Origin of the sequence: Yersinia sp. 2541 StPb PI, assembly GCF_052217145.1 — a bacterium.
In the GTDB taxonomy this organism is placed as follows: Bacteria; Pseudomonadota; Gammaproteobacteria; order Enterobacterales; family Enterobacteriaceae; genus Yersinia; species Yersinia enterocolitica_E.
The window spans coordinates 2623672-2648728 of record NZ_JAZGQB010000001.1; the positions used below are offsets into that span (position 1 = coordinate 2623672).

The window sequence follows — 25057 nt, forward strand, 5'->3', positions numbered from 1 at the left end:
GGACATAACGGCCCTGTTTATTTTTATAAGTGGATTAACATTGCTCAATGTTGCTTATTTATCGGACCGTACCGGTCAACGTGGTTTTTTGGTCGCCATACCCGCGTTAAGCTTGCGCCCGTAGACAAACCAGGTGATCAATACGCAAACCACATAAAAAACCACGAATAGCTTCATCGCGCCGGCCGGTGAACCGGTTAGGGCCAGCGACGTACCAAAGGATTTAGGAATAAAGAAACCGCCGATAGCGCCAATAGCTGAGATGAAACCCAGTGCCGCCGCTGACTCTCTGACGGCATCATGCTGCGCTTGTTCATCACTACCACCCGCGAGGGTCACTCGATCGACAGTTAACTTGCGAAAGATCACCGCAATCATCTGAAACGTTGATCCACTGCCCAGTCCCGCCGTCAGAAACAGCAGCATGAATACGCCAAAAAAGGCAAAGAAGGAGCCATTAACATTGGTTCCCGGTAAGGTGAGGAAGAGTAATGCTGCAAATATTGCCATCAGGATAAAATTGACGAAGGTGACGCGAATGCCGCCAAAGCGATCAGAGAGCGCACCGCCCATTGGACGAGCCAGTGCGCCCAATAGCGGGCCGAAGAAAGCGTAATGCAGGATGACAACATCAGGAAATTGTGTTTTTGCCAACATGGCAAATCCGGCTGAGAAACCGATAAATGAACCAAAAGTTGCCAGATATAACACCGCCAAAATCCACAAATGGCCACGTTTCAGGACCGGTAATTGCTGGATAATCGACGCTTTTGCAGCAGACAAGTCATTCATACCAAACCAGGCCGCCACACTGAATATCAGCAAAAAGGGGATCCAGATATAGGCTGCGTTTTGCAACCAGAGCTGGCTACCATCCGCTTGTGGATAGCCACTGCCCATAAAGGCACTGAACACCCCAACCGAAATAGCCATAGGGGCGATAAGTTGCATCACACTGACGCCAAGATTCCCCAATCCCCCATTGAGGCCCAGCGCCCCCCCCTGCTTGGCTTTCGGGAAGAAAAAACTGATATTAGCCATGCTAGAGGCAAAGTTCGCACCGGCAAAACCACACAACAATGAAATCAATACAAATGTTCCATACTGGGTGGTGCTGTCCTGTACCGCGATACCTAACCAGAGGCAGGGGATAACCAGAAACAATGTGCTAATAGCCGTCCAGCGACGACCACCAAAGACCGGTATGACAAACGAGTATGGAACACGTAACAGTGCCCCCGATACTGAGGGTAATGCTGTCAGCATAAACAGTTGATCGGTGGTGAAGTTAAAGCCCACTTTATTCAGATTCACTGCGACCGCACTAAACAGCATCCAGACACAGAAACTCAGTAACAATGCTGGTACTGAAATCCACAAATTTCGCCGGGCAACACTATGCCCTACCTGTTGCCAGAACTGTGGATCTTCCGGGTACCACTGCGGTATTGATTGACCACCGGCTAACTTTGCCGGGATAGCGGAAGATGATGAGTTAGTTAATGGTGTCGGAGAGTGCGACATAAAAACCTCAGTCAGGGTGACCACAAACGGGAAGTAATGCGTCACCCTAGGCACCAGAGGCTATTTCAAAGTTGATTTACATCAAGAGGATGTGAAGTTAACTTTTAGCTAACAATACCCATACATCATTTGTGGGTAGTAGGTTTACTGGTAAAAAAGAGCCTCTTTTCATTTAGTTGCCGATGTGAATGTTTTCTTGAAACCGAGTAATACACCCGTTGACTATTAGGGGGTACTCCCTATTGGTTATGGGGTAATAGTCAAGGATGAGGAAGAATATCGATCAACCCTTCCGTTCGAGGTATTTACCCTCTCAGCTACAGGAACTATTCATGAGTGAACAAGACGCCGCGACCATCCTGTTGATTGATGACCACCCGATGCTAAGGCACGGTATTAAGCAATTAATCAGCATGGCACCTGGGTTATCCATCGCAGGTGAGGCCAGCAACGGTGCTCAAGGTATTATTCTCGCCACCAATCTTGATCCTGATTTGATCATGCTGGATTTAAACATGCCGGGCATGAATGGATTGGAAACACTGGATAGATTGCGTCAGCAGCCACTATCCGGGCGAATTGTGGTGTTTACCGTTTCTGACCATCAGGATGATGTCATCAGTGCCTTAAAACGCGGGGCCGATGGTTATCTGCTAAAAGATATGGACCCTGAAGATTTGCTGGTCTCACTGTATGATGCAGCAGCAGGACAAATGGTTCTCAGCGACGCATTGATGTCGATACTGGCAATCAACCTCCGCGAGAATCGGTCTGATAATGAGCGCGATATTAACACCCTCACCCCACGTGAACGCGACATATTGAAGCTGATCGCTAAAGGGTTACCGAATAAAACCATTGCCCGGAAATTGCTGATTGCAGAGAGCACCGTTAAAGTTCATGTCAAACATCTGTTGAAAAAAATGAAGCTGAAATCGCGGGTTGAAGCCGCAGTATGGGTATTACAAGAGAAAATACTATAGCTTGCTAAGCAGAAAATCACGTAACACTACCGCCTGATTCTGTTGCGTGTCGCGACTGCCATACAGCAACGTAATTGGCTGTTGTTTCAGTACGTCTAGTAAAGGTTGCCAGGCCGTTGAGCTATCAAGCTGGGCCTGATAACGCACCACAAACTCTGGCCAATCTAAACATTGATGAAACCATTTTCGTAATGCATTTTCCGGCGCCACTTCTTTTAACCATACCACCCCTAACAGCCGGGTTTTGCTAATGCCTCGCGGCCACAGCCGATCAGTCAGAAAGGTATTGGCTTGATATGGCGGCTGAACATCGTAAACTCGCGCTAAAGTGATGCGATTTTCCATCGTTGTACTCCTCCTTTGTCCGGTATATGCACCATGTTAGCAACCCTATCAACAAGAGTCTGTCGCCCAACCACAGATTTTATTCATTCGGTTAGTCTCATTAATAACCTCAAAGCTGGCATGCCATGGTTCAGCGCTTATTTCTCAACCACTCTTCGCGACTGATTTCCCATATTTCCGTCTGGAAATGCCCACTAACGTAGTCTCGCTCCTGCGTTGCAACCAAACGCATACCATTTTTACGTGATATGGCGGCTGACGCCTTATTCGGTGCGGCCTTTGTCACTCGTAAATAAGGCTGGTCCAATTGTGTAAACCAGAAGTGAGTGACTGCATCACTGGCTTCCGTTATTAACCCCTGCCCTTGCCACACAGGGCTTAACCAAAAGCCACGGTGATCGTCTGTATCACAGGCCAAATTAATAACACCAATCAAGGTCTCTGGTGAAACCTTCGGCCTGATTGACCAGAAAAAACGGCTACCACATTGCATCTTAGGTAATGCAATATCACGGACAAAGGTCAGGGCACCATCGGCTGGGTAAGGCCAAGGTACGGCAGAAGCATCTAAATACTTCACCACTGCCCATACCGGAAATTTTAGCTGTATCTGGTCAGCATCCTGTAGGGTTAAAGGTATTAATAGCAAACGATCCGTCAGTAATGGTTCCATCAAATAGTCCCTTTACAAGGCAGCCTCTAAAGCATCAATATCGTGAAACGCGAGAGTCACGAAAACAGAAAATACCACTGGTGGTTATAGCTCGACAACTGTACTCATTTATAGCAAAGTTTAATCACCACAACCATACGGATAAATGCCATGATAATTATTTCTTCATAAATACGAACATGTTATATTCATTTCAATTAAATATTTGGTGAAGAAAATGACTACTGTACCGCTTAATACCACCCGGCAGATGAAACAAAAAAATATTATGTTGGTTGCAAGCACATTAAAATCGCTGTCATCCGCAACCAAAGGCGATATATCTGCTCAAACTGGATTAAGCTTGGCAACATGTGGCACCATTTTGAATGAATTATGTTCAAAGGGCGAAATTATTGAAGAATCTATTGATGAATCACGTGGTGGCCGGCCAGCAAAGCGCTATATATATAACTCAAATTACTTTAGCATATTAAGTATTTATATTGAAGGGAGCGATACCTCCGGCGTTATATCGTCATACCTAAGGTCTGCAGATGGCAAAATCATTGTTGAGTACGATAAAATATATTCTGATTTAACTGAAGATATGTTGCTCGCGCAAATTCAAGAATTTTCAGATAAATACAATAATATCAAAGCAATAGGGCTAGGATTGCCCGGTGTCATTGTGGATGGAAAAATACTTACTTGCGATATTACCCGCCTGGAGGGATTGGCAATCACTGAATTATTAAGTAACCGATTCGGTATTTTTGTTCAGGCGGGGAATGACATGAATTATACCGCATTTGGTTTTTATCGTAATCACTGCCGTAATATAAATGAACCTATCGCCTATATTTTTATGCCACCAAGACATTGTGCCGGCTGTGGCATTGTTATTTCAGGTAAAATGCTACGTGGTGCAAGTCAATTTGCAGGTGAAGTGTCGCAACTGCCATTTTATGACAATCTAGGGACTAATATAAATTCTCACCATGAACTGGTGCAACAACGACTTATTTATATTACTTCATCGTTGATCGCCATGATTAACCCTGCAACCATAGCCATCTCAGGAGAACATATCAGTCAAAATTGTATTGCAGAATTATCTGCTCAATTACTCAAAAAATTTGATTGCAAACACATACCCCATTTTGTCTATCGCGACAACATTAAGTACGATTATCACAGTGGAATATCAGAATACACTCTTGATGCCTATAATAATTTTCGAGTATTTGAGATCTAGTATTCAGCGGTATCTATGATGAGAAAATTTTTCTAGAGCCCCCTCTCCCACCTTCAGGCTATCCTAACCGTCGTATGCCCTTTTCTCTAGTCGGTAAACCACCTTGGTAGGCAAAAATGTTCTTGACAAGCCAGGTACCCACTGTATATTTCACAACTTAATATAAGTCTTTTATGAAGTGACTTATACTTATTACTTGCTCGCTGCCACTTACCAGAGAAAGGTGCTTAAATGTCTAGCCATGTCGTCGACTACCCTCTGGATACACCGGCTACACGCACATCTACGCGCTCTATCTTCTTTGTCGCTGGATTTGCTATGGGCCTTTGGGCATCGTTGGTGCCCTATGCACAGAATAGACTTCATTTTGATGCAGGCTCTTTGGGGATGTTATTACTTTGCTTGGGAACAGGCTCCCTACTGGCAATGCTATTCTCTGGCAAACTGATTGGCCGCTTCGGCTGTAGAAGAATAATACTATTAGGTATCGTTGTTAGCGCTGTTTTCCTGCCCACATTGGCAATTATTGATCAGTTCCCTTTGATGGCACTATGTCTGTTCTTTTTTGGCGCAGGCATTGGTTTAGTCGACGTTGCGGTTAATGTCCAAGGCTCTCTGGTTGAACAATCCTCGGATAAACCACTGATGTCAGGTTTCCACTGTTTATTCAGCATTGGTTCAATTGCGGGTGCTGGCGGCGGTGCAATATTATTTACTCTTGGCTTAATGCCCCTCCCCGTAACGCTGATTGCCGTCGTGATAATGGCTATAATTACCTCAGTCGTTTTCAAGGAATTAATCCCTTTTGGCGATCATAAAGAACCTAATCAACAGCCAAAAATAAAACCACGCCCAAACTTCAGGCTCATATTAATGGCACTTATGTGCATGATTTGTTTTATGGCGGAAGGTGCAGTATTAGATTGGAGTGGCGTATTTCTAACCAATGACCGTGGCCTTGACATAGCACATGCCGGTTGGGGGTTTGCTATTTTCGGTGGCACCATGTCTGTAATGCGTTTCACTGGTGATAAAGTTGTCAGTATTTTGGGACGCAAGCATGTACTGATTTTTAGCAGTATCATCGCCATGACCGGCTATGCCATTGCCGTCATAATACCTGACTGGAAATTTACGTTATTTGGCTTTGCACTGGTAGGAATAGGTGCAGCTAATATTGTTCCAGTACTTATCACGCTGGCTGGCCAGGAAAGTGTAATGCCCGTGAACATGTCGGTAGCCATGGTCGCAACGCTGGGTTATTTCGGTATTTTAGGGGGGCCGGCACTGATCGGTTTTATTGCACATATAACTGACCTCTACACTGCATTCACAGTGGTTGCCCTGACATTTATTGTCATAGCAGTTGGGGCATTCAAACTGAAATATTCCAGTGACTAAACATTTATCTACCGATAAATAAAGCCGGTGGATAGTGGGTCAATCTGTTTTTTGAAGATAAAAGTGTGACTGAGTATGGTAATTTTACCTGCTAGCAAAATTATGCTAGCTTTTTTTTAGGTATACTATGCCGAGATATTCTCTATCAAACCAAGATGTTAAAGAGGGAAATTGTATGAGCATTAAAATCATTGCTGTTGATATGGATGGAACCTTTCTCAATGATCAGATGAGTTTTGATAGGGAACGGTTTATTACACAATATTCACAACTAAAAGAAAATGGAATAAAATTTGTTGTTGCCAGTGGTAATCAATATTATCAGCTAATTTCATTCTTCCCTGAGATTGCCAATGAAATCGCTTTTGTTGCTGAAAATGGGGCTTATGTCAGTAACAAGAATACTGAAATTTTCTGCGGTTCAATCTCTGATGAAGATTGTAATAAAGTGCTAAAAACATTACTACCAATACCCTATCTTGATGTCATTGTTTGTGGCAAAAATGGCGCTTACATGCTGAGCTCTTCAGATAATTATTTCTACACTACAATGAGTAAATACTACCATCGCCTTAAAATTATCGATAATTTCGATCAAGTAACAGAGTCTGCATTCAAATTTGCGATAAGTTTACCCAATGAGAAACTGGTAGACTTTATGAAATTTATCGAGCAAGAACTCGCAGATATAGTGACCCCGGTATCAAGTGGACATGGTTCTGTAGACCTTATAATACCCGGCATTCATAAAGCCAATGGTATTAAACTACTCCAAAAAATGTGGGATGTAACTGATCAACAAGTCGTAACTTTTGGCGATGGTGGCAATGATATTGAAATGTTACAGTACGCCGGCTTTGGTTATGCCATGGCAAATGCTCCAGACAACATTAAGAATGTAGCAAAGTATCAGGCCGAATCAAATAACGACTCTGGCGTATTAAATATAATTGATAAAATTCTAAAGAAAGAACATCCTTTCTCATAGACATATTTAATAACAAAAATATATTGGCGGGAAAGACTCCCGCCTATTAATTAATTTTCTCTATTATTGCGGCTCTCGCCATTCTATTTGTAAGCTATTTTAGAATATTAACAATCTTCTCTCACCAAAGCAGCTAACGTCTGTAAACCAATATCAGCTTGTTCTTCTGTTGCATGACTGAAGTTAAGTCGTAACTGGCCACAGCCCTCTGACGGATATGGCAGGAACGATTCGCCCGGCATAAATGCAATATTTTTTTCGAGTGCTTTAGGCAATAGTTTACGAGTATCAATACAATGATTAAGTGTGAGCCAGAAGAATAACCCACCGGCAGGTTTCTCCCAAGTGGCAAGAGAACCAAAATGGCGTTGTAAAGAGATCTCAAATGCATCACGACGACTCTTATAATATGTGGCCAGTTGGTCCATATGTTCAGCATGGTTGGCGGCACCTAGCTGTTGCAATACCAGCCATTGGCTGATTCGGCTACTGTGTAGATCAGCCGCCTGCTTTAGCCGTGTCAGATAAGGAATTAACTCTGACGAAGCAACCAGATAGCCTAACCGCAATGCCGGGGATAAACTTTTAGAAAAGGACCCCTGATAAATCCACGGTGCGTGCTGTAATAAGGCACATACCGGCTTTCGCTCACACGGATCATAGACCAGGTCATGATAGGGATCATCTTCAAACAGCGGCAACATAAGGTCATCACACGCCTTTGCTAATGTGGCCCGCTGCGTACTATCAAGACAGTGACCACTTGGATTCTGAAAAGTTGGGATGCTGTAGGCAAAAGCAGGCTTTTCTGTTTTGAGTTTATCAATATCAGGTTGTGCCGAATCATAAGCCACAAATTGTGCCCCGAAGAACCGAAATACCTGCAATGCCGCCAAATAAGTGGGCGACTCAACAGCGACAGGTGTTCCTGCATCAATAAATAATTTAGCGACCAGATCAATTCCTTGTTGCGAGCCTGAAATAATCAGGACCTGCTCCTCAGTGCAAGATAAACCGCGCCTACATAAATTCTGCGCAATATGCCTGCGCAATTCTGTTTCCCCTTCACTGGCCCCGTATTGCAACATCGATTGCGGCATTCCTTCCAGGTGCAAGTGCGGGAAACTTTCAACCGCAGGCAAGCCGCCAGCAAATGAGATCATCCCAGGCCGTTCAATAACAGAGAGTATTTCCCGTATAGGCGAGGGGTGAAGATCGTGCAGCCGTGAGGAAAATCGATTATTCTGATCCACTACAGTCTTATTCATGGCAGTCCTTCCATAAAGGTCAACATATTTGACCTTTATGGACAGTAAAATGGACGGCTGATTACGTCAATAGTATTGACCTAATTATTTTTTAATTTGTGATAAAAATCCGATGGCAACCTCCAAAAACGTCCCGCAACAGGAAGACCAACGACTGCATCAAGCCATCGAACAGTTCTATTTTGGTTATCGGACATTTACTGAACTACCGGATAAATTACTGGCTCAGCGAGGATTAGGTCGGGTTCACCACCGCATCCTGTACTTTGTCGGACACAATCCTGATATCGCCATCAATGCCTTGTTGGGAATTCTGAAAATCAGCAAACAAGCGCTTAATGCACCATTAAAACAATTAGTTAAAATGGAGCTAATCACGGTTACCACCGCCGAATATGATCAAAGAGTGCGGCAGTTATCTCTCTCCCCCGCCGGTAAAAAGCTTGAATCTCAATTAACAGAGACACAAATGCAACTGCTACGACAGGTATTCCAACAACTGGGAAAAGAAACAGAAACAGCGTGGCTGCAAGTAATGCAATGTCTTAATAAGGATTGAGATTAGCATCAAATTATAAGATGTTCTGTGTGAGCTATACTCGAATGAGATTAATGGCTGGCATTTAATAGAAGGGATAAAGAGTGATAGACCATACGGGGATTAACGTTACTAATATATTAATAAGTAAAGATTTTTACAGTGTAGCGCTTGCACCTCTCAATTACGAGATACGTCTAAACCTTGGTGATGCCTGTGGTTTTGGTGTGAAAATTTCAGCCAATGGGGATGATCCCGGCGGTGACTTTTGGGTAATGGAAGGTAAACCTTATACCCCAAGAAGCCATATCGCTTTCCGTGCTGCAAGCAAAAATGAGGTCAATCAATTCTATAATGCTGCCATGGAAGCTGGTGCAATATCGAATGGAGAGCCTGGCTACCGTCCTCATTATCATGAAAACTATTATGCTGCATTTGTTCTTGATCCAGATGGTTACAATATTGAAGCTGTCTATCATGGCAAATAATTTATAAAATAAAGGTTTCTATTTAATCAGAATGGCTATCTACTGATGATATGCACTGTTTTCGTGCATTAATTTTGACACTCACCATCGCCACTAAGCAATACTCCTAATTACTATGTTGCATATCGATTATGCTTTTAATATCTGCTAGCATCCCTGCCAGCGCTATCACATAACTTAATTGATCGGAGAAAGCGCTCAATCCAGCAATGTTGAGCGTTATACGCTATTTTATTAGTTACTCAACCGCGATGAGTATTAATAACACTTTGAATAAGGCAATTTTGGAATTGAAGATAACGTTGATAATAGCCGGTATTGTTGTGATCATCGCGGTGATAGTCTGGCTCATTCTTCGCTCGGCAGCTAAAGACGTTGAGGATGATTATTAAATGATGATCCTCTGATTTAACCTCCCTCCAGCTTGCAGTGCTAAAGAGAAGGTTGAAATCCTTCTATGCACCCAAACAGCCATTGAAAAACCAACGTTAAAATAAGTATTCTGCATATATTACTTGCTTCCCCATACCTTGTGTGGGCCTCGTTATATCAATAAGCGGGTTAGCGAGCAAACTTGTCGTTATGTGATGCATGTCATTTCAAATCAATTGTAACTGATCACTTTTTGATCAATCATTTTAGTGCCAAATCCACAGCGCTTTCATGTCTGTCAACCTGTAAGCAAGCTATGAGACCCTGTAAAAGGTTATGGATTAGGTCTTGCTTCCGCCACGAAACATCATGTCTACAAGTAATTAGATGCTAGTGGCGGCCTTTTGTATTGAAAACCGGACAATCACTTCCTCTACCTTCTTCCACCGAGCAATCATCACATATCAGGTAAATTACCGTGCCACTGGCCCTGGTGTAACACCCTTCATTTTACCAATGCCCCACTAATCCCTTCAGTCCCCTCTTTATAAGGAAACATTAAATACTCCGTCTCACCATCGCCCAGTTTCTCTAGTTTAGTGTTAAAGACCGCTTCATAGAATTTTTGTGCCCGATACATGCCTGCAACACAAATCTCAAACTAGCCACCGATATTTGCTTTCATCATATTCTCTAGTAGGTTTTTTCAGATAACGTCCTAACACTCATTCTTATAAATGGTGTTTTTTTATACAACATTATTAATCAAGTTATCTGAAACTACTTCATTGACGAAATATCAGAACATCGAGGGGTTATTTTTATCCATTATCAAGCTCCAGAAATGACAAAGCCCCAGCGATTAGCTGAGGCTTTAAATTTGGTGCTGTGATAGCTGACCCTGTAACCGTACCAATGATAATGCAATCCTTGCACCAAGGTAACTATCACAGCACCGTATAATTTACATTGTAATTATAAACAAACAGTAAACATGACCAACTTTATAGTGGGCATGACTCACAAAATGGCAAAGCCCCTACCGTTAAGCTAAGGGCTGAAATTTGGCCCGCCACCGAGGTCTCGAACCTCGCACCTACAACAACTATGGTTATCGGCTCTATCCAGCTGAGCTAGTGGCGGTTAGAGAGCGAATTCTACGCATCAATTTATAAGCACGCCATCAACAAGGTTACTTTTCAGATTATTCAGCCCACCAATCCAAGTTCAAAAACGACAAAACCCCACCGAAGCGAGGTTTATTTGGCTGGCTAGGCACTACTGCACAAACAATTCTTATCACACTAATGCACTTTTTGCGGCCGCACCGACACTTTTATCATAAATTTCTGACTTCATTATTGCCGGATCCATTTCTAGGCAAGAAACAGATCAAGGCATGGACAGAAAGATTACAGCAGGCCATCAAGATTGCCGATGAAATAGAAATAGCGCTAAGAGTGAGCAGTATTTATGTACTGCAGCAAAAGTCAGGGCATGGCTACACAAGAGATGGTTTCAATAGTCGGTGGCGCAATGCAAAATTATTGGCCGCAAAGACATTTCCTGAATTGGATTTTGATTTCACGTTTCATGATTTAAAGGCAATGGGAATATCCGATTTAGTCAAATTGATCACTATCTTATTGACAATAACAATATTTGAGGCTTTATTACATCATTAGTGAAATGTTTTTTAATATATTGCCACCACTGAACAAGTGTGAATACTATTGCAGAGTTGTCATGGCAAAATATCGTATTTTCTTACGACAGCATATTTTAGTTTTATTTTTCTAAACCAAAAGACATCAGTTAATAAAATTAATATTCCAATAATCCTAACCTCACCACCAGTGTTAAATGTAACTAGAGCGCCAATAATAGCTAAAATAACCGAGCCTACCTTTGAGTACTTTGTCTATAATTTTTTAACTGATGTAACGCCATTCATTGCATAAGTGGCACCGCTTACCGTAAACAAGCATTTGTAACCCATACATCCCCATGACTAAAGAATTCTTTTTCTTCTATTATATTGTCCCAGAAATAAAGATAGCTATAAAAAATGTGATACTGAAAATTTATCGATAATAAATTACTATCAATTTAGTGATTAGCAAGTTATTTCAAAATTTGTTGTGCTATAGCTCTTACAACCCTATCAGATTGAAGAAGACCATCTCCGATAGCATGCTTCCCCCATGCAAACTCAAATCCAAATCACTGAAATTCTGCGCCTGCTGCACAACCTGATCCGTATTGGTACAGTGGCCGCGGTCGATCTCGACCAAGTCCTGCGCCGCGTGGCGACAGGAGACAATACCACCGGCTAGTTAAACTGGCTGACGCTGCGCGCCGGTCAATCGCGATCATGGTGAGCACCGTCCGAGGGTGAGTAGGTGTTGATATTGTCCCTCGGTGACGAACTGGATACAGCCTTTGTGCTGCGTGGCATTTTCTCTGATGACTTCCCGCCGCCGTCGGCCTCGGCGCATGGCCGACAGCGGAAAACTGGCCGCTGATTGAATTACCCGAACTACCGCAGTGGCTTTTGATTGAAGCGGTGAATCAAGGTTATATCGTTTCCACTTGGCCACTTGTCATAGAATAGCTCACAAGAAATACCGTTAATACACGCTGCCAAAATAGATGTATAGTTATATTTATCATCCAGATAACAGCAATAGGAGCTGTAATGTTCGGGCAAGATAAAACCGCTGGCACCATGATATGGTGGGAAAAAACCGTTGAATACTATTTCGTGGCTAAATATTTGAGTAACACAGCTGCTATAGCCCCATTAGATGGCAATCACGAGAAAGCCGGTGACAATATATTTACTCAGGGCAATAAATGGGTATTAATTGAATTTAAAAGAAGTAAGGCCGACTTAGAATCCGAAAAAACAAAGTTTATTAATTATCAACAGGCTCAAAGCGCTCTATCCGCAATTGATGGTCATCATTTCCTTATTTATGGCGGCATGCTCTACACAGGTGAATTTTCACTATGGGCACAAACCTATTTCTCTGGTAGAACCGGAGTCTCCCTAGATGAGGTCATCAAAAATGGTAAAGGCATAAGAGCTTTTATTATGTATGTCGAAGCATTTATCGCATTTAAAAAAGGTGGTAATCCTGGTAGTTCGGGTGGTCTGGGGGTAACGGATTATGCGCAAGTGGCTTGCGTCAATAAAAATGGGGATATATGTGCCTGTATGTCTCTTGACGAGTTCCGTCGTTCATTAGGTGCAAAACCGACGCCTGACGCAAAATACAAAAGTGCAGCGCCGAGTATGTAATCATCCTTATTTGTTTCTATAAATAGTGGCACTATTACTTAATCAGTAATAGTGCCACCTTATTTTGTGCTATCCCTCACACAGCCCCCATCACCTGCCCCGCGCGTAGCAATCCGGCACCATAACGAATGTTACCACCCTGATCCGTAAAAATGGCTATCGCCTCTTGGGTTCCCGCTCCTGCTCTGATTATCCGCTATTTGCCTTTGAAAACTACATCCGTACCACGCAAATGTTGGCTGACACCATGGGTGAGGCCCATATGTGGGCCAACGATAAGCCGCTCACGCCCTCGCTGGCAAAGACATTTGTGTTGTGAGGCTATTTCACGCAATGACATCAAGCCAGCTCGGTACGCCGATTCGATGGCCTCCCAATCTGGTTTGGTCATTTGTTTACTCCAATAAAAAACCGCCGTAGGTGGTTTGATAATAATATTTAACACATAAAATGTGACTCCCAATATAGGGAATCTTCCACTATTTAATTATTAGTGCATCCGCCGTTAGCTTGACAGTGTCCATGTTCAGGAGTGCCAACATCAGGCCCCGTTGCAGGATCATTACAATACGGCCACCACTTGCTGGATGGATTACATTCTTCAGCCATAGCACCCGCAGATAGCGACATAACACTAACTAACAGTAAGCCTTTTAACATATCTTTCATCGTAACTTCCTCCATGATTAGCCGCCTAAAGTGACGGACGATGCGACGATTGCTTTTAATAACCTGCAATAGCCACCCTAATCATTAATTCATCAAGTCCACTAATCAATCAAATAAGTTGGTTTGTTTAACCGCTGTTAATAATAATTCTTATTTCCATTGGTAATGGCATTAAATTAAGGAAAATCTTATATATCCGCACCATTATCGATGGCACTCAAGGAATGCCACCTGTAATGCTACTTTACTGAGGTAATTGCCAATTCTGAGCTGGCAGGCCAGCACATGTAGCCATCGTCACCGACTTGTCCAACCCTGCAGTTGTCAGGCACTTATTTGACGCCACATTTCGCACATCCGAACCAACACCTTGAAGAGCTTTCCACTGTTGTTTTGTGTTCTGATAATCACAGGTTGCCATGACCGGAGTTGAGCCACCTTCATCTGACAAACACTGCCCACTTTTCAACACGATGTAATGGACGGTGTTTTTTTCTGAACTGGCCTTTGCCACGCTATCACAGGCTAACAAGGTGGGCTTACCTTGGGTATTCTCATCCAAACAGTTACGGCCATTTGCAATATTAAGATGGCCGGATATTGTTTCGGTAGTCATAGTCACTACCTTAGCTCCTTGGATATCTTCTTGTGAAGTTGCTGCAACCGAAGAGAACGATACAGTCAAAGCAACAATTAATGCAGATAAGCGAACTACCATATAATCACTCCTTGTGAATTAATTATCTTTCTAATTATTAACGTATTGTACTTAACAATAAATTAATGACCTGTTTTTTTATACAGTTAAAAGCTGACGCTATCAAGCCTTTATTTACAAGTTATTAACTCCATTTATATAACGTTAATGTCCGATCCTTTTTCATTGCTTCCGGGTGGCGTTCTGCCGCCAGCTAATAACCTCATCGAGCCGCCCCTTACAGATCCGCAACTCACGCTTAAGAGCTAGGGCATACAACCCACTATCGCCCCAAGTGGTACCAACGAATTCAGGTAGCGTACTTGTGCCTCGCAAGACAGGCTGATGTGCTTTCATTACGCAAGGATCAATTCAGAGAATCAGGTATATACATCAGGCAGGGTAAGACAGGGGCAAAACAAATCAAGGAATGGTCGGAGCGATTACGTGACGCTATCGCGCTGGCTGAGTCCCTGTCCTTACAGCCGGGTATCAGCAGTATCTACATCATTCGCCAACGAACGGGACTGCGGTATACACGCGACGGTTTTAATAGTCGATGGCGCAAAGCCAAAGAAGCAGCAAAAGAAGCGTACCCTGAGCTGGATTTTAATTTCACCTTCCATGACCTGAAAGCTAAAGGGGTTTCTGATCTTGAGGGTTCACTCAGTGAAAAACAGGCGATATCAGGACACAAGAATGCAGCTCAAACAGCACGATATGATCGTAAAATTGCGATAGTGCCAGCGGTAGGAGACCAGTAAAGCAGAAATAATATTATGAAGGGATATTATGAAAGGTGATTTCAGGCACAAAAAAACCGCCTCTCGGCGGTTAACGACATACTCATACTACTTTGTTTTACTTAGAATATTTTCCATGGTGCCCGGGGCGGGACTTGAACCCGCACAGCCATAAGCCGAGGGATTTTAAAAACTCTCACGGCATTATGGAAATCAATCACTTACGTAAAATCAGTAAGTTACCAAACACGATGGCGGGTTAGTTTGGGTTGTTGTGGTGGTGGTGGTCAGGCACATTGGACCTTTAATATTGCTACGATAAAAGCTCCTCAACACTGTTAACCTCAATATCTACATTCTTTCTGAGGTACTTCCGTACAGGTGAAGATTTAGATTTTAAAATCTTTAATCTAGCTGCACCTTTTGCTGTTTTTTTTGTAGGATCGTAAAAATCTATATCTTCTGTCAACAGAATCGTAGGAGTACCCATTTCTTGAACTGATTTAGCTGTTCTTACATACCACTTATCACCCCCGACTGGAAAACCAATCTTACTTAGAGATTTTATTATATCATTATGATTATTAACGGTTATTTCATTTATAAGTAATGATTCAATTTGATCTGAATACCAAGCATTAAACCACTCGGAATCCACAACATTCCGCCACTCATTTTCAATATGTACAGTATCATCAACATAGATCTTGAACTTATCATTACGAAAGACTTCGAGAACTGATGCAGTAATTTCTAGTTGCGCCACTTCCATACCCAAGACTTCTTCTTGGTAAAAACCTTTAAAAACATTAGCATCAATAACTATATCCATTAGTTACACCTTTTAATTTTTTTCAATAGTATTTATTTTGCTGTGACGAGCTCTAGCTAAAGCCTTTGCTTCTTCTAATCTTTGCGGGAAAAAACCTTCAGGCCATTCATCCTTAAATACGCCTAAATCATCTAATGTTAGTTTTTTTAATACTTTTTTTCCATCCATAACATGAGAGTAATAAAAAACAATATCCTCTTTAGGAATATTTCCAAGTGCTACATGCTGTTGCAATCTCAATATAAGATGCTCACTGTGAGTCTCAACTATAGTTATTTTTTCCTCTCGATACATATCAAGTATGAATTCTGCCAATTCAGCTTGAGCTCTAGGATGCAAATGAATTTCTGGTTCTTCAACAATTAGCGCTTGTCCTTTGCTTAAATTATAACCCGCAGTTAAAACTGGAATTATTTGGCTATTACCATATCCTACATCGGCATAGTTTTCGTATTCTTTCGTTTCTGGATGCTGGATCTTTATTTCATAATGCCTATCAGATAGATGTACAATTTTTAAATCAGAGGCTATACCCGCAGATTTCAGCCATTTAGCAACTTTAGGAATTATACCTTTACTTTTTTTACCTTTAATAATTTCATCCATAGCTAATATGTTCGCTGCATTATTTCCTGCAATACCTACTTTAGAGTGTCTTTCTCCAGAATATAAGAAACTTCTTTGTGGAGGAATTCTCATTGCTCCAAGATATTCCAATCCTGTCAAAGATCTATGAACACCATCCGTGATACTACCCAAACATCTTGTGATTTGACGCATTCCCGATGTAACAAATTCAGACAAAGCAGTATTGGCGTTTATTTCGAAATTAAATAGCATGTTTCTTGGCAAAAAATTATATACTCTCAAATGTTTTGATATACTTGATCGAAACTCACTAGGTATTATCGTATCATCTAACTCTGTAACGATATAATTCTCACTCTCATCAGATCTTTTCAAGGAAATTATATTTTTATTATCCCCACATATATTAATGCTTTTTAAAACAATCTCTCTCAAACCACTTCTATATTTATATTTTAATTTTAATGTGAACTCTTCATTTTGATCTAGGCCTGCATCCTTAAAACGAGAGGAAAGATACCCCTGCGGGGAGACTGATTTTGTAGAGATACTAATCTCCATTTCTTTTCTAATATTATTTCCATAAATAACATCTTTATAAGTACCAAAATCCCCCATGTATCCATTAAGTAATAATGGAATTGAATTATCGTAACTTTGTAATGTTTGTGCAAGCAATCGAGGTAGTGCTAATGTAGAGGATTTACCTGAGTTATTAGGGCCAAGAAATAAGGTAATTGGTCTAATTTCAACATCTAGACTTTCAAATGCTTTAAAGTTTTTTGCGCTAATTTTACTAATCAATTTAATACTCCTTAAATTATAGAAAATAGTCTGTCATAAGGATTCAAACTCACTGCTGCTTCTAAATGATCCGGTGCAAAGTGGCTATAACGCATGGTCATTTGAATAGTGGAGTGCCCGAGGATTTGTTGCAGTACTAATATATTGCCGCCGTTCATCATAAAATGACTGGAGAAAGTATGGCGTAGAACGTGGGTTAACTGGCCGGTAGGTAATACCAGTTTAGCCCGGTCAATGGCTTGGCCGAATGCGTCATAGGCATTGGCGAATAAGCGCCCTTTCATCTTTGGAATTAGTTTATGCAGTTCTGCAGAAATAGGGACTGTACGGTTCTTTTTACTCTTGGTGTTGATATAGGTAATTTTATTTGGCATCACCTGAGCTTGTCTTAGTTGCTCCGCTTCACTCCAACGCGCGCCGGTGGCCAGACAGATACGAACGATAATACCGAGATCTTTATTACTGGAGTTGTCACATTCATGCAGCAGACGTTTAATATCATCTTCATAAAGAAAAGTTAACTCGTTTTCACTTTCACGAAATAACCTGATACCATCCAGCGGGTTAGCATGATTCCAATGCCCTAGCCTTTTCAATTCATTAAAGACAGCTCGCAGATAAGCATGTTCGCGGTTAACCGTTGCCTCTTTTGGCGGTTTAACGACTCCGTGTTTTGGCTTACGGCTAAACTCACCGGCTAAACGCTGCTTGCGGTAATTGGCGAACACTTCCCGGTCAAAATCGGCAACAGCAGGATCGCCCAAGTTATCACACAGGATATTGAGTTTATCTAATCTAGCTTTGCCGTCACTCAAAGAGCGCCCGTGGAGTTCATACCACTGACCGACCAATGTTTTTAACCTCTGCGCGGCAGTCTCTGCCGGTGTGTAGTCAATATCCAGATCACCACGTTGTGCTAACTGCTCACGTTCAAAACGCAACGCCTCGCCGCGAGTAACAAAGGTTTTCCTAACCCGCTTACTATCACGGCCATCTGAGTAAAAATCACAGACCCACTTCCCATTGGGTAACTTCCGTACTGCCATAAATAAGTCCTCAAGAATAATCCCTTGGGCCTATTTACTGTATATAAAAACAGTAGTCAATGTTTGATATGTAGCGCGACAAACATCTGATTAAAAACTAACGCGTACAGGTTTTCTTTGATTTACTAATAGAGCCATCATTACAGACAAACTTTTCATTTTCACAATGAGATACCCCACCCTTTTTACAGGAACAGGGGTAGTTTCTAGCCATTGATACCGTTGGTAAAGACAGAAGCAAAGCGCCAATAATAGCTGTAGTTAAGAATTTCATCACAACTCCATGTATGTGCGCCAATCAAACAGCAAAACTCTTCCATTGTTCTTCACTAATGATTTTTAAAGGGACACCCTTTTCATCACGATAGTTAATAGCTAACTCTATTTTTCTGCCAAAGCTTTGGAAACGCCAATCACGGGAACTTAAAGTACCAATAATCAAGTAGTCTATTTTGTGAGTTATCGTATCCACAACAACGCCACCGGCAGATTCTATATCTGTCTTGCATTTATTTCGGCTACCACATAGAAACTTACCGGTAAGACAAACTACAGAACCCTGTAAATCAATATTATCCACGTGCTCAATAGGCAATCGTGTTGCCATTCCATCTACAACCCCGTTAGCTATATCACAACCGGTAAAATCAATCAGCGCTTGTTTTAAAGCTTCTCTTTCGTCTGGAGTTATAACGCCATCGGCTAAAATATCCTTGACTAGCTTATACAACTCTTTACCGGGATAATTATTTTTCAACATACCATTCTGGGAAAGCCACCAGTCAAGATAACGGACTTCGCTTTCTACCAATTGGTGATTTGCCAGCATGCCTTTGCATAATCCCTCAAGCAAATGCTGGTCTGATTCAGATGAGTAAAGATCGATATCTGGCGTGTCTAGTAAGTTCTGTTGGATGTCAATCAGGTCAATTTTAAACTGAGCTAACTCTTCTTTTTCAATAACACCATCGTCTAAAATGGTAGCTATTTTTGTTCGAATCGCATCGACACAATAATTTTCACAAATAATTTCAGATTCTAATAACCATGTATCTAAAAAGACCAGTTCTCGGGTATCAACTTCACCATCGCAGGTAATACCTTCGATCATATTGATTAGATTGGTTAACAGTTTTTCTCTATTGCGTGAGTAGTTAAAAACACTGAGTTTCTTATCCATAAAGACTCCGTGAAGCTACAAAAGTTATTTAAAATTAGATATCAATAGCCCGTAATTTCACCGACAACTTTCGCCAGTATATTAACCTCACTAACCGGCCAATTGACATCATTGATTCGCCATACATCACCCGGTAAACGAGCAATATTGCTAATCGAGGTCACACCTGCTTTTTCAATCAACCAAAGACCGTCAGCAACATTTTTAAATTGGCGTTCGACCAGAAAATAGCGTTTCTCATTAGGGAACGAAATTAATTCAGGTTCAATAATCTGAACAGGCAATAATTCTGAATCAAGCAATACCGGGGATGCATCTATCAGCAAGCCATCTTCAAGGCTTTTATGAGCAATAGATTTTGCGGTTTCATGTGCGGCAGGTTTAACCGGTTCTTGAGGTTCCCCCTCACCAGTTGCAAGCCAATGTAATGAAACACCAGTTTCTAAAGCACAGAGCACAATCTCTTTGCCCGGAAAGTAATCACGTTTGATCCAAGTGCTGATTGTTCCCGTTCCTGCACCTAGATAAGCCGCTAATTCTCTTTGTACTTTAAAACCATAGGCTTGCATCATTCTTTCTACAGCTGCAATCCCGCCGCTTAGTTTTTTATCATCCACGCTCGCAAAAACCTCTTTACATACTCACATATGCATAGTTTAATTCGTGAATTGATGGCAAATACCCACCAATACCTATATTAACCACCATCAAACAGGATGCCCTATGAATCAGAACCTTGCAATAACAGTTACATCGCCCTATCTGTCCCTAACTGAGTTCTCAAAATTGAGTGGAATCCCTTATGAAACCTGCCGTGGCATGGTGAAAGATGGTCGTCTACCTATCCGCCAGAAAGTTCGCAAAATGGAAAAGGTTCTCGTAAATATGATCGCTCTCACTAAAGAAGCGGCAAACCAGTAATGTACGATATTCAAATTTGCCAACTAATTGTCGGCATATGTGAGGAAGTAAGCCATGTTTGATTTTTCAGTGTCCAAACATCCGCATTTTGACAACGCCTGCCGTCAGTTTGCTTTAAAGCATAATTTAGTTGAGTTGGCAGCAAACGCAGGGATCTCGGCGCAAGTGTTGCGTAACAAATTGAATCCTGAGCAGCCACACCGCCTAACCGTTGACGAACTACTGTGCATCACCGACCTGACCGAAGACCCAACGTTATTAGACGGCCTGCTGTCACAAATCAATTGCATGCCATCTGTGCCAGTCAATGAAGCCTGCCCCGGTAATATCCCAACTTATGCGCTACATGCTACAGCCGCCGTGGGTTCTATTGCAGCCGCTGCGGTACAAGGCAACCATAAAACAGCATTCAGCAAATCAGCCCTTCTGGATAGTGTCAATACTGCGATTCGCCACCTGTCTCTGATTGGTCTGACAGTGCAATGTCGCATTCAGTCAACCCCTGCGCTTGCTTCAACCGTTGATGTTATTAGCGGATTGAGTGCTGTCGCTGGTTTGAGTTGAGGTGTCTTTATGATTATTTCTATTGCCCCACTGTTAAAACAGCAAAGCCCGGTAAATCTGCGCCATTTCGGCCACGGTATGCTGGAGTTGAAGAACGGCCAGCGCTGGAAGCCGGGAAGTAATCAAAAGGCGCTTTTACAAGAATTGTCCTCTGCAAAGAAGACACCAATATTACGCCGTCTGTTCGGACGTTGATTGGGGGTTATATGCTGCAATTAACGGAAGCTGAAAAATTAAGAATGATGGGTATTGCCCGTATTACTGAATTTAAAGAAAAGTATTTACGCAATAGAAAAAATGTTGCTCAAGAGGCTTTTGATAAGTCACCGGCACATTTGCGTAAAACAATCTGTTTTCATGCTGGGTTAAAAAGCCGCCATGTGAATATGCAGTTTTCAGAATTAACACCAGCAGAAAGAGAATCTGTTGTTGAAACGTTGAATTACTTAATTGAGTTTACCCGTTCGTTGCCGTCATTTGTCAGTAATGATGACTGCGCGCTGAATATTATTAATTAACCCAGCCACAATATATGGCGTTTTACTCGCCGGGTTATTCTATTGTCTATAATAAGGATTAGTGAAATGATCGATAAAGATAAACCAAAGTCGTGTGACATTATTAGAGATATTGGCCGTGCCATTGATATCTTAACTTCATTGTTCGAAAAAAATGTCATGTTTGAAGAAGTGGCAAGTGAAATATTTGATAGCTTGGATAAGGCTGTTGCAGGGGTTTTCTTCCTACCAACGATTTCACAATATGAGCGTCTTTGTGCCAGTGAATCCAAATTGAAAGAGAAAGTGGCGGAGTTGAATAGTCGCATGAAAGAACTAATTATTTGCGACTCTTCATTCGAAGTTAAATGGAAAAAATTAATTTCTACAGTTATGGGTACTGAGATTGCGCTACGCATCTGTGTAGATGAACCGACTGAAGACACAACGGAAAAAGCAATCAAAGCTATAAATAAGCTTAATTCGTTATGCATGCAAAAAGTGAGTACAGGTAAAACATATCTAAGTATGACGCAAGAATCCCTATCGTCACCTAAGACTCATCAATTAAAAATCCTACCTGAGTATTATCAAGCTGTAATTGAGGGAAGAAAAAAAGCTGAGTTGCGGAAAAATGACCGATATTTTTCTATTGGTGATTATTTACTTTTAACCGAGTGGTATGAAGATGGTGAAGTATATACGGGGCGTAAGGTAATCGTTGAGATTACAGATATTACCCAGTGTGATTTTGCCACTCCTAATTTTGTCATGCTTTCATTTGATGGCATCGACTCTATCAATACTTATTCTTTTGATGGAGGCATCCCATTTTGAATAACACTCATCCAGCACAAAATATATGGGTGGGTGTAGACCCCGCCAAGCCGGGCAGTGACCGCTCAGTCACAATGATGTCAGTTGAATCAATGGAGCTAATGCTCAATGAAGCGCGCATGGATGAAAGAAAGAATCAGGCAGCGCTGGTTTCATTTCGTTTGGATGAGATTGCTAATCAAATTCTAAACCGAGAATTGAACGGTGTAGAGGCGGCGGAGCTGCTTAATCAAATCGCTGAGCACATAATCACTCAGTCTTATGACCAGCATTAATAATATGCGTGGCCGTATTACCCCAACAGCGCCGTTACCCTATCCGGGCAGTGGCGCTGCTGTTCCTGCTTACGCCTACCCCGGCAGTAAACCGCGCCAAACCCTTGCACCTGCAAGACCGCTTACCCGTGAACAACTGATTCAGGGGCAAGCTGTTTTAGCCAATATCAATAATCTGCCTCACTTCCTGCGTAGCCAGTTTATTTCTCGCTATGAATACCTGTTAGCCAATAAAGGGCTAAACGACGCTAATAAATGGCTGGTGTTTGTTTTTGACAAGCGTATCTGGCCGCGTATTCAGGTGGTCAATAGTAAAAATGTTATGCGCCTTAGTGCGTCAATGAGCTTTTCCACTGATGCCCCAACCTATGCCAGCTTAGCGGGTATGCATGATAAAGAGCTGCGCCGCTTTGCCCGCAAAATCGGTGATGAACTAATGGTGGCGTACAACCATCATTGTGATGAATGCATTAAGGCTAATCAGGGTGACAGGGCCGTTTTATTGCAGGCTGATACACAGGTACGCATATTCGGCGATCTTGCCAGAATGGCGCGCGCTTTTAATATCACGCCGATGCACTGGCGCAAATACCTGAAAGGCCGGTTAGATATCACCTCTGCTATCGCCAGCCTATCACGTCTGGTTAATCCTGAATGGTGGGAGCGCAAACTCAAAGCACAGCGAACCCGCTGGCGGGAAGCGTTATTGATTGCTGTCGGTAATGTTAGCCGGGATATTTCAGCATCTTCTTATGCCAGTAAGCAGGCTATCCGCGAAGTGTTCGCCCGTCGCCAGTCTAATTTGGAATATCTCAAAAGCTGCCAGTTAGAAAATATTGAAACCGGTGAGCGCATCGACCTGATTGATAAGGTGATGGCGAGTATTTCTAATCCAGAAATTCGCCGCATGGAGCTAATGAACACCATCGCTTTCACGGAAAAATATGCTGCCGGGCAAAAGCACGTCGGTATGTTCCTGACCATCACCACCCCGTCCAAATATCACCCGACTCGCGTTGTTGGGAAAGGTGACAACGAGAAAGTACAGCTTAATCATAAGTGGAATGATGAAGCCTATTCACCCAAAGACGGCCAGCGCTATCTCTGCAAGATTTGGAGCAAGATGCGCACCGCCTTTAAAGACAACGAATTAAGTGTCTACGGAATGCGCGTAGTTGAGCCACACCATGACGGTACGCCGCACTGGCACATGATGCTGTTTTGCCAACGCCGCCAGCGCCAGCAGGTAATCGACATCATGCGCCGCTATGCGTTGAAAGAAGATGGTGACGAGCGCGGTGCCGCTAAATATCGCTTTGAGTGCAAGCACATGAACAAAGGCGGGGCCGCTGGCTACATCGCTAAATACATTGCCAAGAATATCGACGGCTACGCGCTTGAGGGTGAACGTGATCATGAAACCGGTGAGCTGCTGACTGACTCCGCTGCGGCGGTAACAGCGTGGGCGGCAACGTGGCGCATCCCTCAATTTCGCCCGATTGGTCTTCCCTCCATGGGAGTCTATCGCGAGTGTCGCCGTATCCGTTCGATTAGTCTGGCTGAGACTTTCGACGAAACCGTGGAAGCTGTGCGCCATGCTGCTGATGAGGGTGATTTTGCTGCCTACATCATGGCGCAAGGTGGCACCAATTGCGGAAACCAGACCGTCCGGTTAGCCAAGCGCGTCGCCGATGAACTCAACGCCTACGATGAAGAAGTACAGAAAGTCGTCGGTATCTACGCGCCGCATTTGGGCGCTGACCATATTCATGAAACCCGCACAACCCAATGGCGCATCGTTGCTGGTGCCGTTGACGTTGAGCTTTTGACTTTGAAAAGCGCCTCTGGCGCGCCTCGGAGTCCTGTCAATAACTGTGGGTTAGGTGGAAACACCCGAGCGCCAAATGACCCCAATGGGCAGGCTAAAACGCCTGTGATGGCGATGGAATACCCACCGGATGCCGTTATTGACTGGTCGGACACTGCCGCCGTAAAGGCGATTGTGGCCCGCATTAAAGATAAACAGCCAACGATCAGCAAGATACAACGCAGTTATGACCCCACCAAGGGCCGACTTATTGCGCCATCAGCCCGTTTAACCCGTGAAGAACGCCAGCGCATCCCTCAAATCCGTAATGATTTACTGCTGAAAGATATCAGCGCCCAACGCTGGGTACTGGAATCGTTAGCCCGTGGGGCCAAAATGTCTGTTGGTGATGCTGTTATCCATTATCCGGCCTTGTCCGACTGGCCGGAATTCGATGATTAATCTACCTGTGAGGA

At 42.7% G+C, this 25057-nt stretch carries 27 protein-coding genes, 1 tRNA gene and 4 pseudogenes; 19 read left to right on the plus strand and 13 right to left on the minus strand.

Annotated elements, in window-relative coordinates; genetic code table 11:
- Positions 1 to 75: 75 nt before the first annotated feature.
- Positions 76 to 1524 carry a NarK family nitrate/nitrite MFS transporter gene (locus tag V1953_RS11645; RefSeq protein WP_227746592.1) on the minus strand — a complete coding sequence of 483 codons (1449 nt, stop codon included), beginning with the start codon at positions 1522 to 1524 and terminating at the stop codon, positions 76 to 78.
- Positions 1525 to 1856: 332 nt separating this feature from the next.
- On the opposite strand from V1953_RS11645, the gene narL reads away from it, so the two are divergent.
- Positions 1857 to 2507 carry a two-component system response regulator NarL gene (narL, locus tag V1953_RS11650; protein ID WP_042569642.1) on the plus strand — a complete coding sequence of 217 codons (651 nt, stop codon included), beginning with the start codon at positions 1857 to 1859 and terminating at the stop codon, positions 2505 to 2507.
- On the opposite strand, the gene V1953_RS11655 is transcribed toward narL, so the two are convergent.
- Together V1953_RS11655 and V1953_RS11660 are read right to left on the minus strand one after the other, a co-directional pair.
- Complete coding sequence (locus tag V1953_RS11655) at positions 2502 to 2852, minus strand: DUF488 domain-containing protein (RefSeq protein ID WP_372558818.1); 351 nt, start codon at positions 2850 to 2852, stop codon at positions 2502 to 2504. The two genes, narL and V1953_RS11655, sit on opposite strands and share 6 nt — an antisense overlap.
- A gap of 130 nt (positions 2853 to 2982) precedes the next feature.
- A complete protein-coding gene (locus tag V1953_RS11660) occupies positions 2983 to 3525 on the minus strand; it encodes a GNAT family N-acetyltransferase (RefSeq protein WP_442850921.1) in 543 nt (180 codons plus the stop codon).
- 217 nt (positions 3526 to 3742) lie between these two features.
- Here V1953_RS11660 and V1953_RS11665 point away from each other — a divergent pair, with 217 nt between their 5' ends.
- The 3 genes from V1953_RS11665 to V1953_RS11675 all read left to right on the plus strand — a co-directional run bounded on the left by V1953_RS11665 (position 3743) and on the right by V1953_RS11675 (position 7151).
- The gene (locus V1953_RS11665) at positions 3743 to 4762 is read left to right on the plus strand and encodes an ROK family protein (RefSeq protein WP_442850922.1); all 1020 of its coding nucleotides are present in this window, start codon (positions 3743 to 3745) and stop codon (positions 4760 to 4762) included.
- Between the two features lie 231 nt (positions 4763 to 4993).
- On the plus strand, positions 4994 to 6163 hold the full coding sequence (locus tag V1953_RS11670; protein ID WP_083159103.1) for an MFS transporter: 1170 nt from the start codon (positions 4994 to 4996) through the stop codon (positions 6161 to 6163).
- 175 nt (positions 6164 to 6338) lie between these two features.
- Positions 6339 to 7151 carry a Cof-type HAD-IIB family hydrolase gene (locus V1953_RS11675; protein ID WP_372569083.1) on the plus strand — a complete coding sequence of 271 codons (813 nt, stop codon included), beginning with the start codon at positions 6339 to 6341 and terminating at the stop codon, positions 7149 to 7151.
- Positions 7152 to 7258: 107 nt separating this feature from the next.
- Here V1953_RS11675 and V1953_RS11680 read toward each other — a convergent pair whose 3' ends face one another.
- Positions 7259 to 8419: an aminotransferase-like domain-containing protein gene (locus V1953_RS11680; protein ID WP_083159105.1), complete on the minus strand. Its 1161-nt coding sequence runs from the start codon at positions 8417 to 8419 to the stop codon at positions 7259 to 7261.
- A 112-nt stretch (positions 8420 to 8531) separates the two neighbouring features.
- Here V1953_RS11680 and V1953_RS11685 point away from each other — a divergent pair, with 112 nt between their 5' ends.
- Together V1953_RS11685 and V1953_RS11690 are read left to right on the plus strand one after the other, a co-directional pair.
- Positions 8532 to 8978, plus strand: coding sequence for a MarR family winged helix-turn-helix transcriptional regulator (locus tag V1953_RS11685; RefSeq protein WP_083159106.1), 447 nt, complete (start codon positions 8532 to 8534; stop codon positions 8976 to 8978).
- An 83-nt stretch (positions 8979 to 9061) separates the two neighbouring features.
- The gene (locus V1953_RS11690) at positions 9062 to 9445 is read left to right on the plus strand and encodes a VOC family protein (RefSeq protein WP_193784671.1); all 384 of its coding nucleotides are present in this window, start codon (positions 9062 to 9064) and stop codon (positions 9443 to 9445) included.
- 1437 nt (positions 9446 to 10882) lie between these two features.
- Here V1953_RS11690 and V1953_RS11695 read toward each other — a convergent pair.
- Positions 10883 to 10960, minus strand: a tRNA-OTHER gene (locus tag V1953_RS11695).
- A 218-nt stretch (positions 10961 to 11178) separates the two neighbouring features.
- On the opposite strand from V1953_RS11695, the gene V1953_RS11700 reads away from it, so the two are divergent.
- From V1953_RS11700 to V1953_RS11720, 5 genes and pseudogenes are all read left to right on the plus strand, one after another.
- Positions 11179 to 11502 (plus strand): hypothetical protein, encoded by a 324-nt coding sequence (locus V1953_RS11700; RefSeq protein ID WP_193784672.1) that lies wholly within the window; start codon positions 11179 to 11181, stop codon positions 11500 to 11502.
- 519 nt (positions 11503 to 12021) lie between these two features.
- Positions 12022 to 12318: pseudogene (locus V1953_RS11705) on the plus strand (phage baseplate assembly protein V); the annotation flags it as partial.
- Positions 12312 to 12431 (plus strand): annotated as a pseudogene (locus V1953_RS11710) (phage tail protein); the annotation flags it as partial. The pseudogenes V1953_RS11705 and V1953_RS11710, both read left to right, overlap by 7 nt.
- Before the next feature lie 84 nt (positions 12432 to 12515).
- On the plus strand, positions 12516 to 13121 hold the full coding sequence (locus tag V1953_RS11715; protein ID WP_442850923.1) for a hypothetical protein: 606 nt from the start codon (positions 12516 to 12518) through the stop codon (positions 13119 to 13121).
- Positions 13122 to 13248: 127 nt separating this feature from the next.
- A pseudogene (locus V1953_RS11720) lies at positions 13249 to 13434 on the plus strand (phage tail protein); the annotation flags it as partial.
- Between the two features lie 170 nt (positions 13435 to 13604).
- On the opposite strand, the gene V1953_RS11725 reads toward V1953_RS11720, so the two are convergent.
- The 3 genes from V1953_RS11725 to lysC all read right to left on the minus strand — a co-directional run bounded on the left by V1953_RS11725 (position 13605) and on the right by lysC (position 14844).
- Positions 13605 to 13790: a hypothetical protein gene (locus V1953_RS11725; RefSeq protein WP_372558812.1), complete on the minus strand. Its 186-nt coding sequence runs from the start codon at positions 13788 to 13790 to the stop codon at positions 13605 to 13607.
- Between the two features lie 244 nt (positions 13791 to 14034).
- A complete protein-coding gene (locus V1953_RS11730; RefSeq protein WP_420073917.1) occupies positions 14035 to 14508 on the minus strand; it encodes a ricin-type beta-trefoil lectin domain protein in 474 nt (157 codons plus the stop codon).
- A 162-nt stretch (positions 14509 to 14670) separates the two neighbouring features.
- Complete coding sequence (lysC, locus tag V1953_RS11735) at positions 14671 to 14844, minus strand: Rz1-like lysis system protein LysC (protein WP_420073916.1); 174 nt, start codon at positions 14842 to 14844, stop codon at positions 14671 to 14673.
- On the opposite strand from lysC, the pseudogene V1953_RS11740 reads away from it, so the two are divergent.
- Positions 14796 to 15251 (plus strand): annotated as a pseudogene (locus V1953_RS11740) (tyrosine-type recombinase/integrase); the annotation flags it as partial. The gene lysC and the pseudogene V1953_RS11740 overlap by 49 nt on opposite strands.
- 292 nt (positions 15252 to 15543) lie before the next feature.
- On the opposite strand, the gene V1953_RS11745 reads toward V1953_RS11740, so the two are convergent.
- From V1953_RS11745 to V1953_RS11765, 5 genes are all read right to left on the minus strand, one after another.
- Positions 15544 to 16062, minus strand: a complete 519-nt coding sequence (locus V1953_RS11745) for a hypothetical protein (RefSeq protein ID WP_442850924.1) — start codon at positions 16060 to 16062, stop codon at positions 15544 to 15546.
- A gap of 12 nt (positions 16063 to 16074) precedes the next feature.
- The gene (locus V1953_RS11750) at positions 16075 to 17454 is read right to left on the minus strand and encodes an AAA family ATPase (protein ID WP_442850925.1); all 1380 of its coding nucleotides are present in this window, start codon (positions 17452 to 17454) and stop codon (positions 16075 to 16077) included.
- A gap of 11 nt (positions 17455 to 17465) precedes the next feature.
- A complete protein-coding gene (locus tag V1953_RS11755) occupies positions 17466 to 18500 on the minus strand; it encodes a phage integrase (protein ID WP_442850926.1) in 1035 nt (344 codons plus the stop codon).
- A gap of 298 nt (positions 18501 to 18798) precedes the next feature.
- On the minus strand, positions 18799 to 19680 hold the full coding sequence (locus V1953_RS11760) for a BRCT domain-containing protein (protein WP_442850927.1): 882 nt from the start codon (positions 19678 to 19680) through the stop codon (positions 18799 to 18801).
- A 41-nt stretch (positions 19681 to 19721) separates the two neighbouring features.
- Positions 19722 to 20297 (minus strand): phage repressor protein CI, encoded by a 576-nt coding sequence (locus V1953_RS11765; protein ID WP_050133635.1) that lies wholly within the window; start codon positions 20295 to 20297, stop codon positions 19722 to 19724.
- 106 nt (positions 20298 to 20403) lie between these two features.
- Here V1953_RS11765 and V1953_RS11770 point away from each other — a divergent pair, with 106 nt between their 5' ends.
- The 7 genes from V1953_RS11770 to V1953_RS11800 all read left to right on the plus strand — a co-directional run bounded on the left by V1953_RS11770 (position 20404) and on the right by V1953_RS11800 (position 25043).
- Complete coding sequence (locus V1953_RS11770) at positions 20404 to 20601, plus strand: hypothetical protein (protein WP_014609005.1); 198 nt, start codon at positions 20404 to 20406, stop codon at positions 20599 to 20601.
- A 54-nt stretch (positions 20602 to 20655) separates the two neighbouring features.
- Positions 20656 to 21165: a phage regulatory CII family protein gene (locus V1953_RS11775; protein ID WP_050133633.1), complete on the plus strand. Its 510-nt coding sequence runs from the start codon at positions 20656 to 20658 to the stop codon at positions 21163 to 21165.
- 9 nt (positions 21166 to 21174) lie between these two features.
- Positions 21175 to 21360, plus strand: coding sequence for a phage filamentation protein Fil family protein (locus tag V1953_RS11780; protein WP_032909021.1), 186 nt, complete (start codon positions 21175 to 21177; stop codon positions 21358 to 21360).
- An 11-nt stretch (positions 21361 to 21371) separates the two neighbouring features.
- Positions 21372 to 21683 carry a hypothetical protein gene (locus tag V1953_RS11785; protein WP_442850928.1) on the plus strand — a complete coding sequence of 104 codons (312 nt, stop codon included), beginning with the start codon at positions 21372 to 21374 and terminating at the stop codon, positions 21681 to 21683.
- Positions 21684 to 21749: 66 nt separating this feature from the next.
- The gene (locus tag V1953_RS11790; protein ID WP_442850929.1) at positions 21750 to 22499 is read left to right on the plus strand and encodes a DUF3850 domain-containing protein; all 750 of its coding nucleotides are present in this window, start codon (positions 21750 to 21752) and stop codon (positions 22497 to 22499) included.
- Entirely contained in the window at positions 22496 to 22774 is a 279-nt protein-coding gene (locus V1953_RS11795; protein WP_442850930.1) for a DUF2732 family protein, read from the plus strand. Before V1953_RS11790 ends, V1953_RS11795 begins: the two co-directional genes overlap by 4 nt.
- Positions 22761 to 25043 (plus strand): replication endonuclease, encoded by a 2283-nt coding sequence (locus V1953_RS11800; RefSeq protein WP_442850931.1) that lies wholly within the window; start codon positions 22761 to 22763, stop codon positions 25041 to 25043. Before V1953_RS11795 ends, V1953_RS11800 begins: the two co-directional genes overlap by 14 nt.
- The last annotated feature ends 14 nt before the right edge of the window (positions 25044 to 25057 follow it).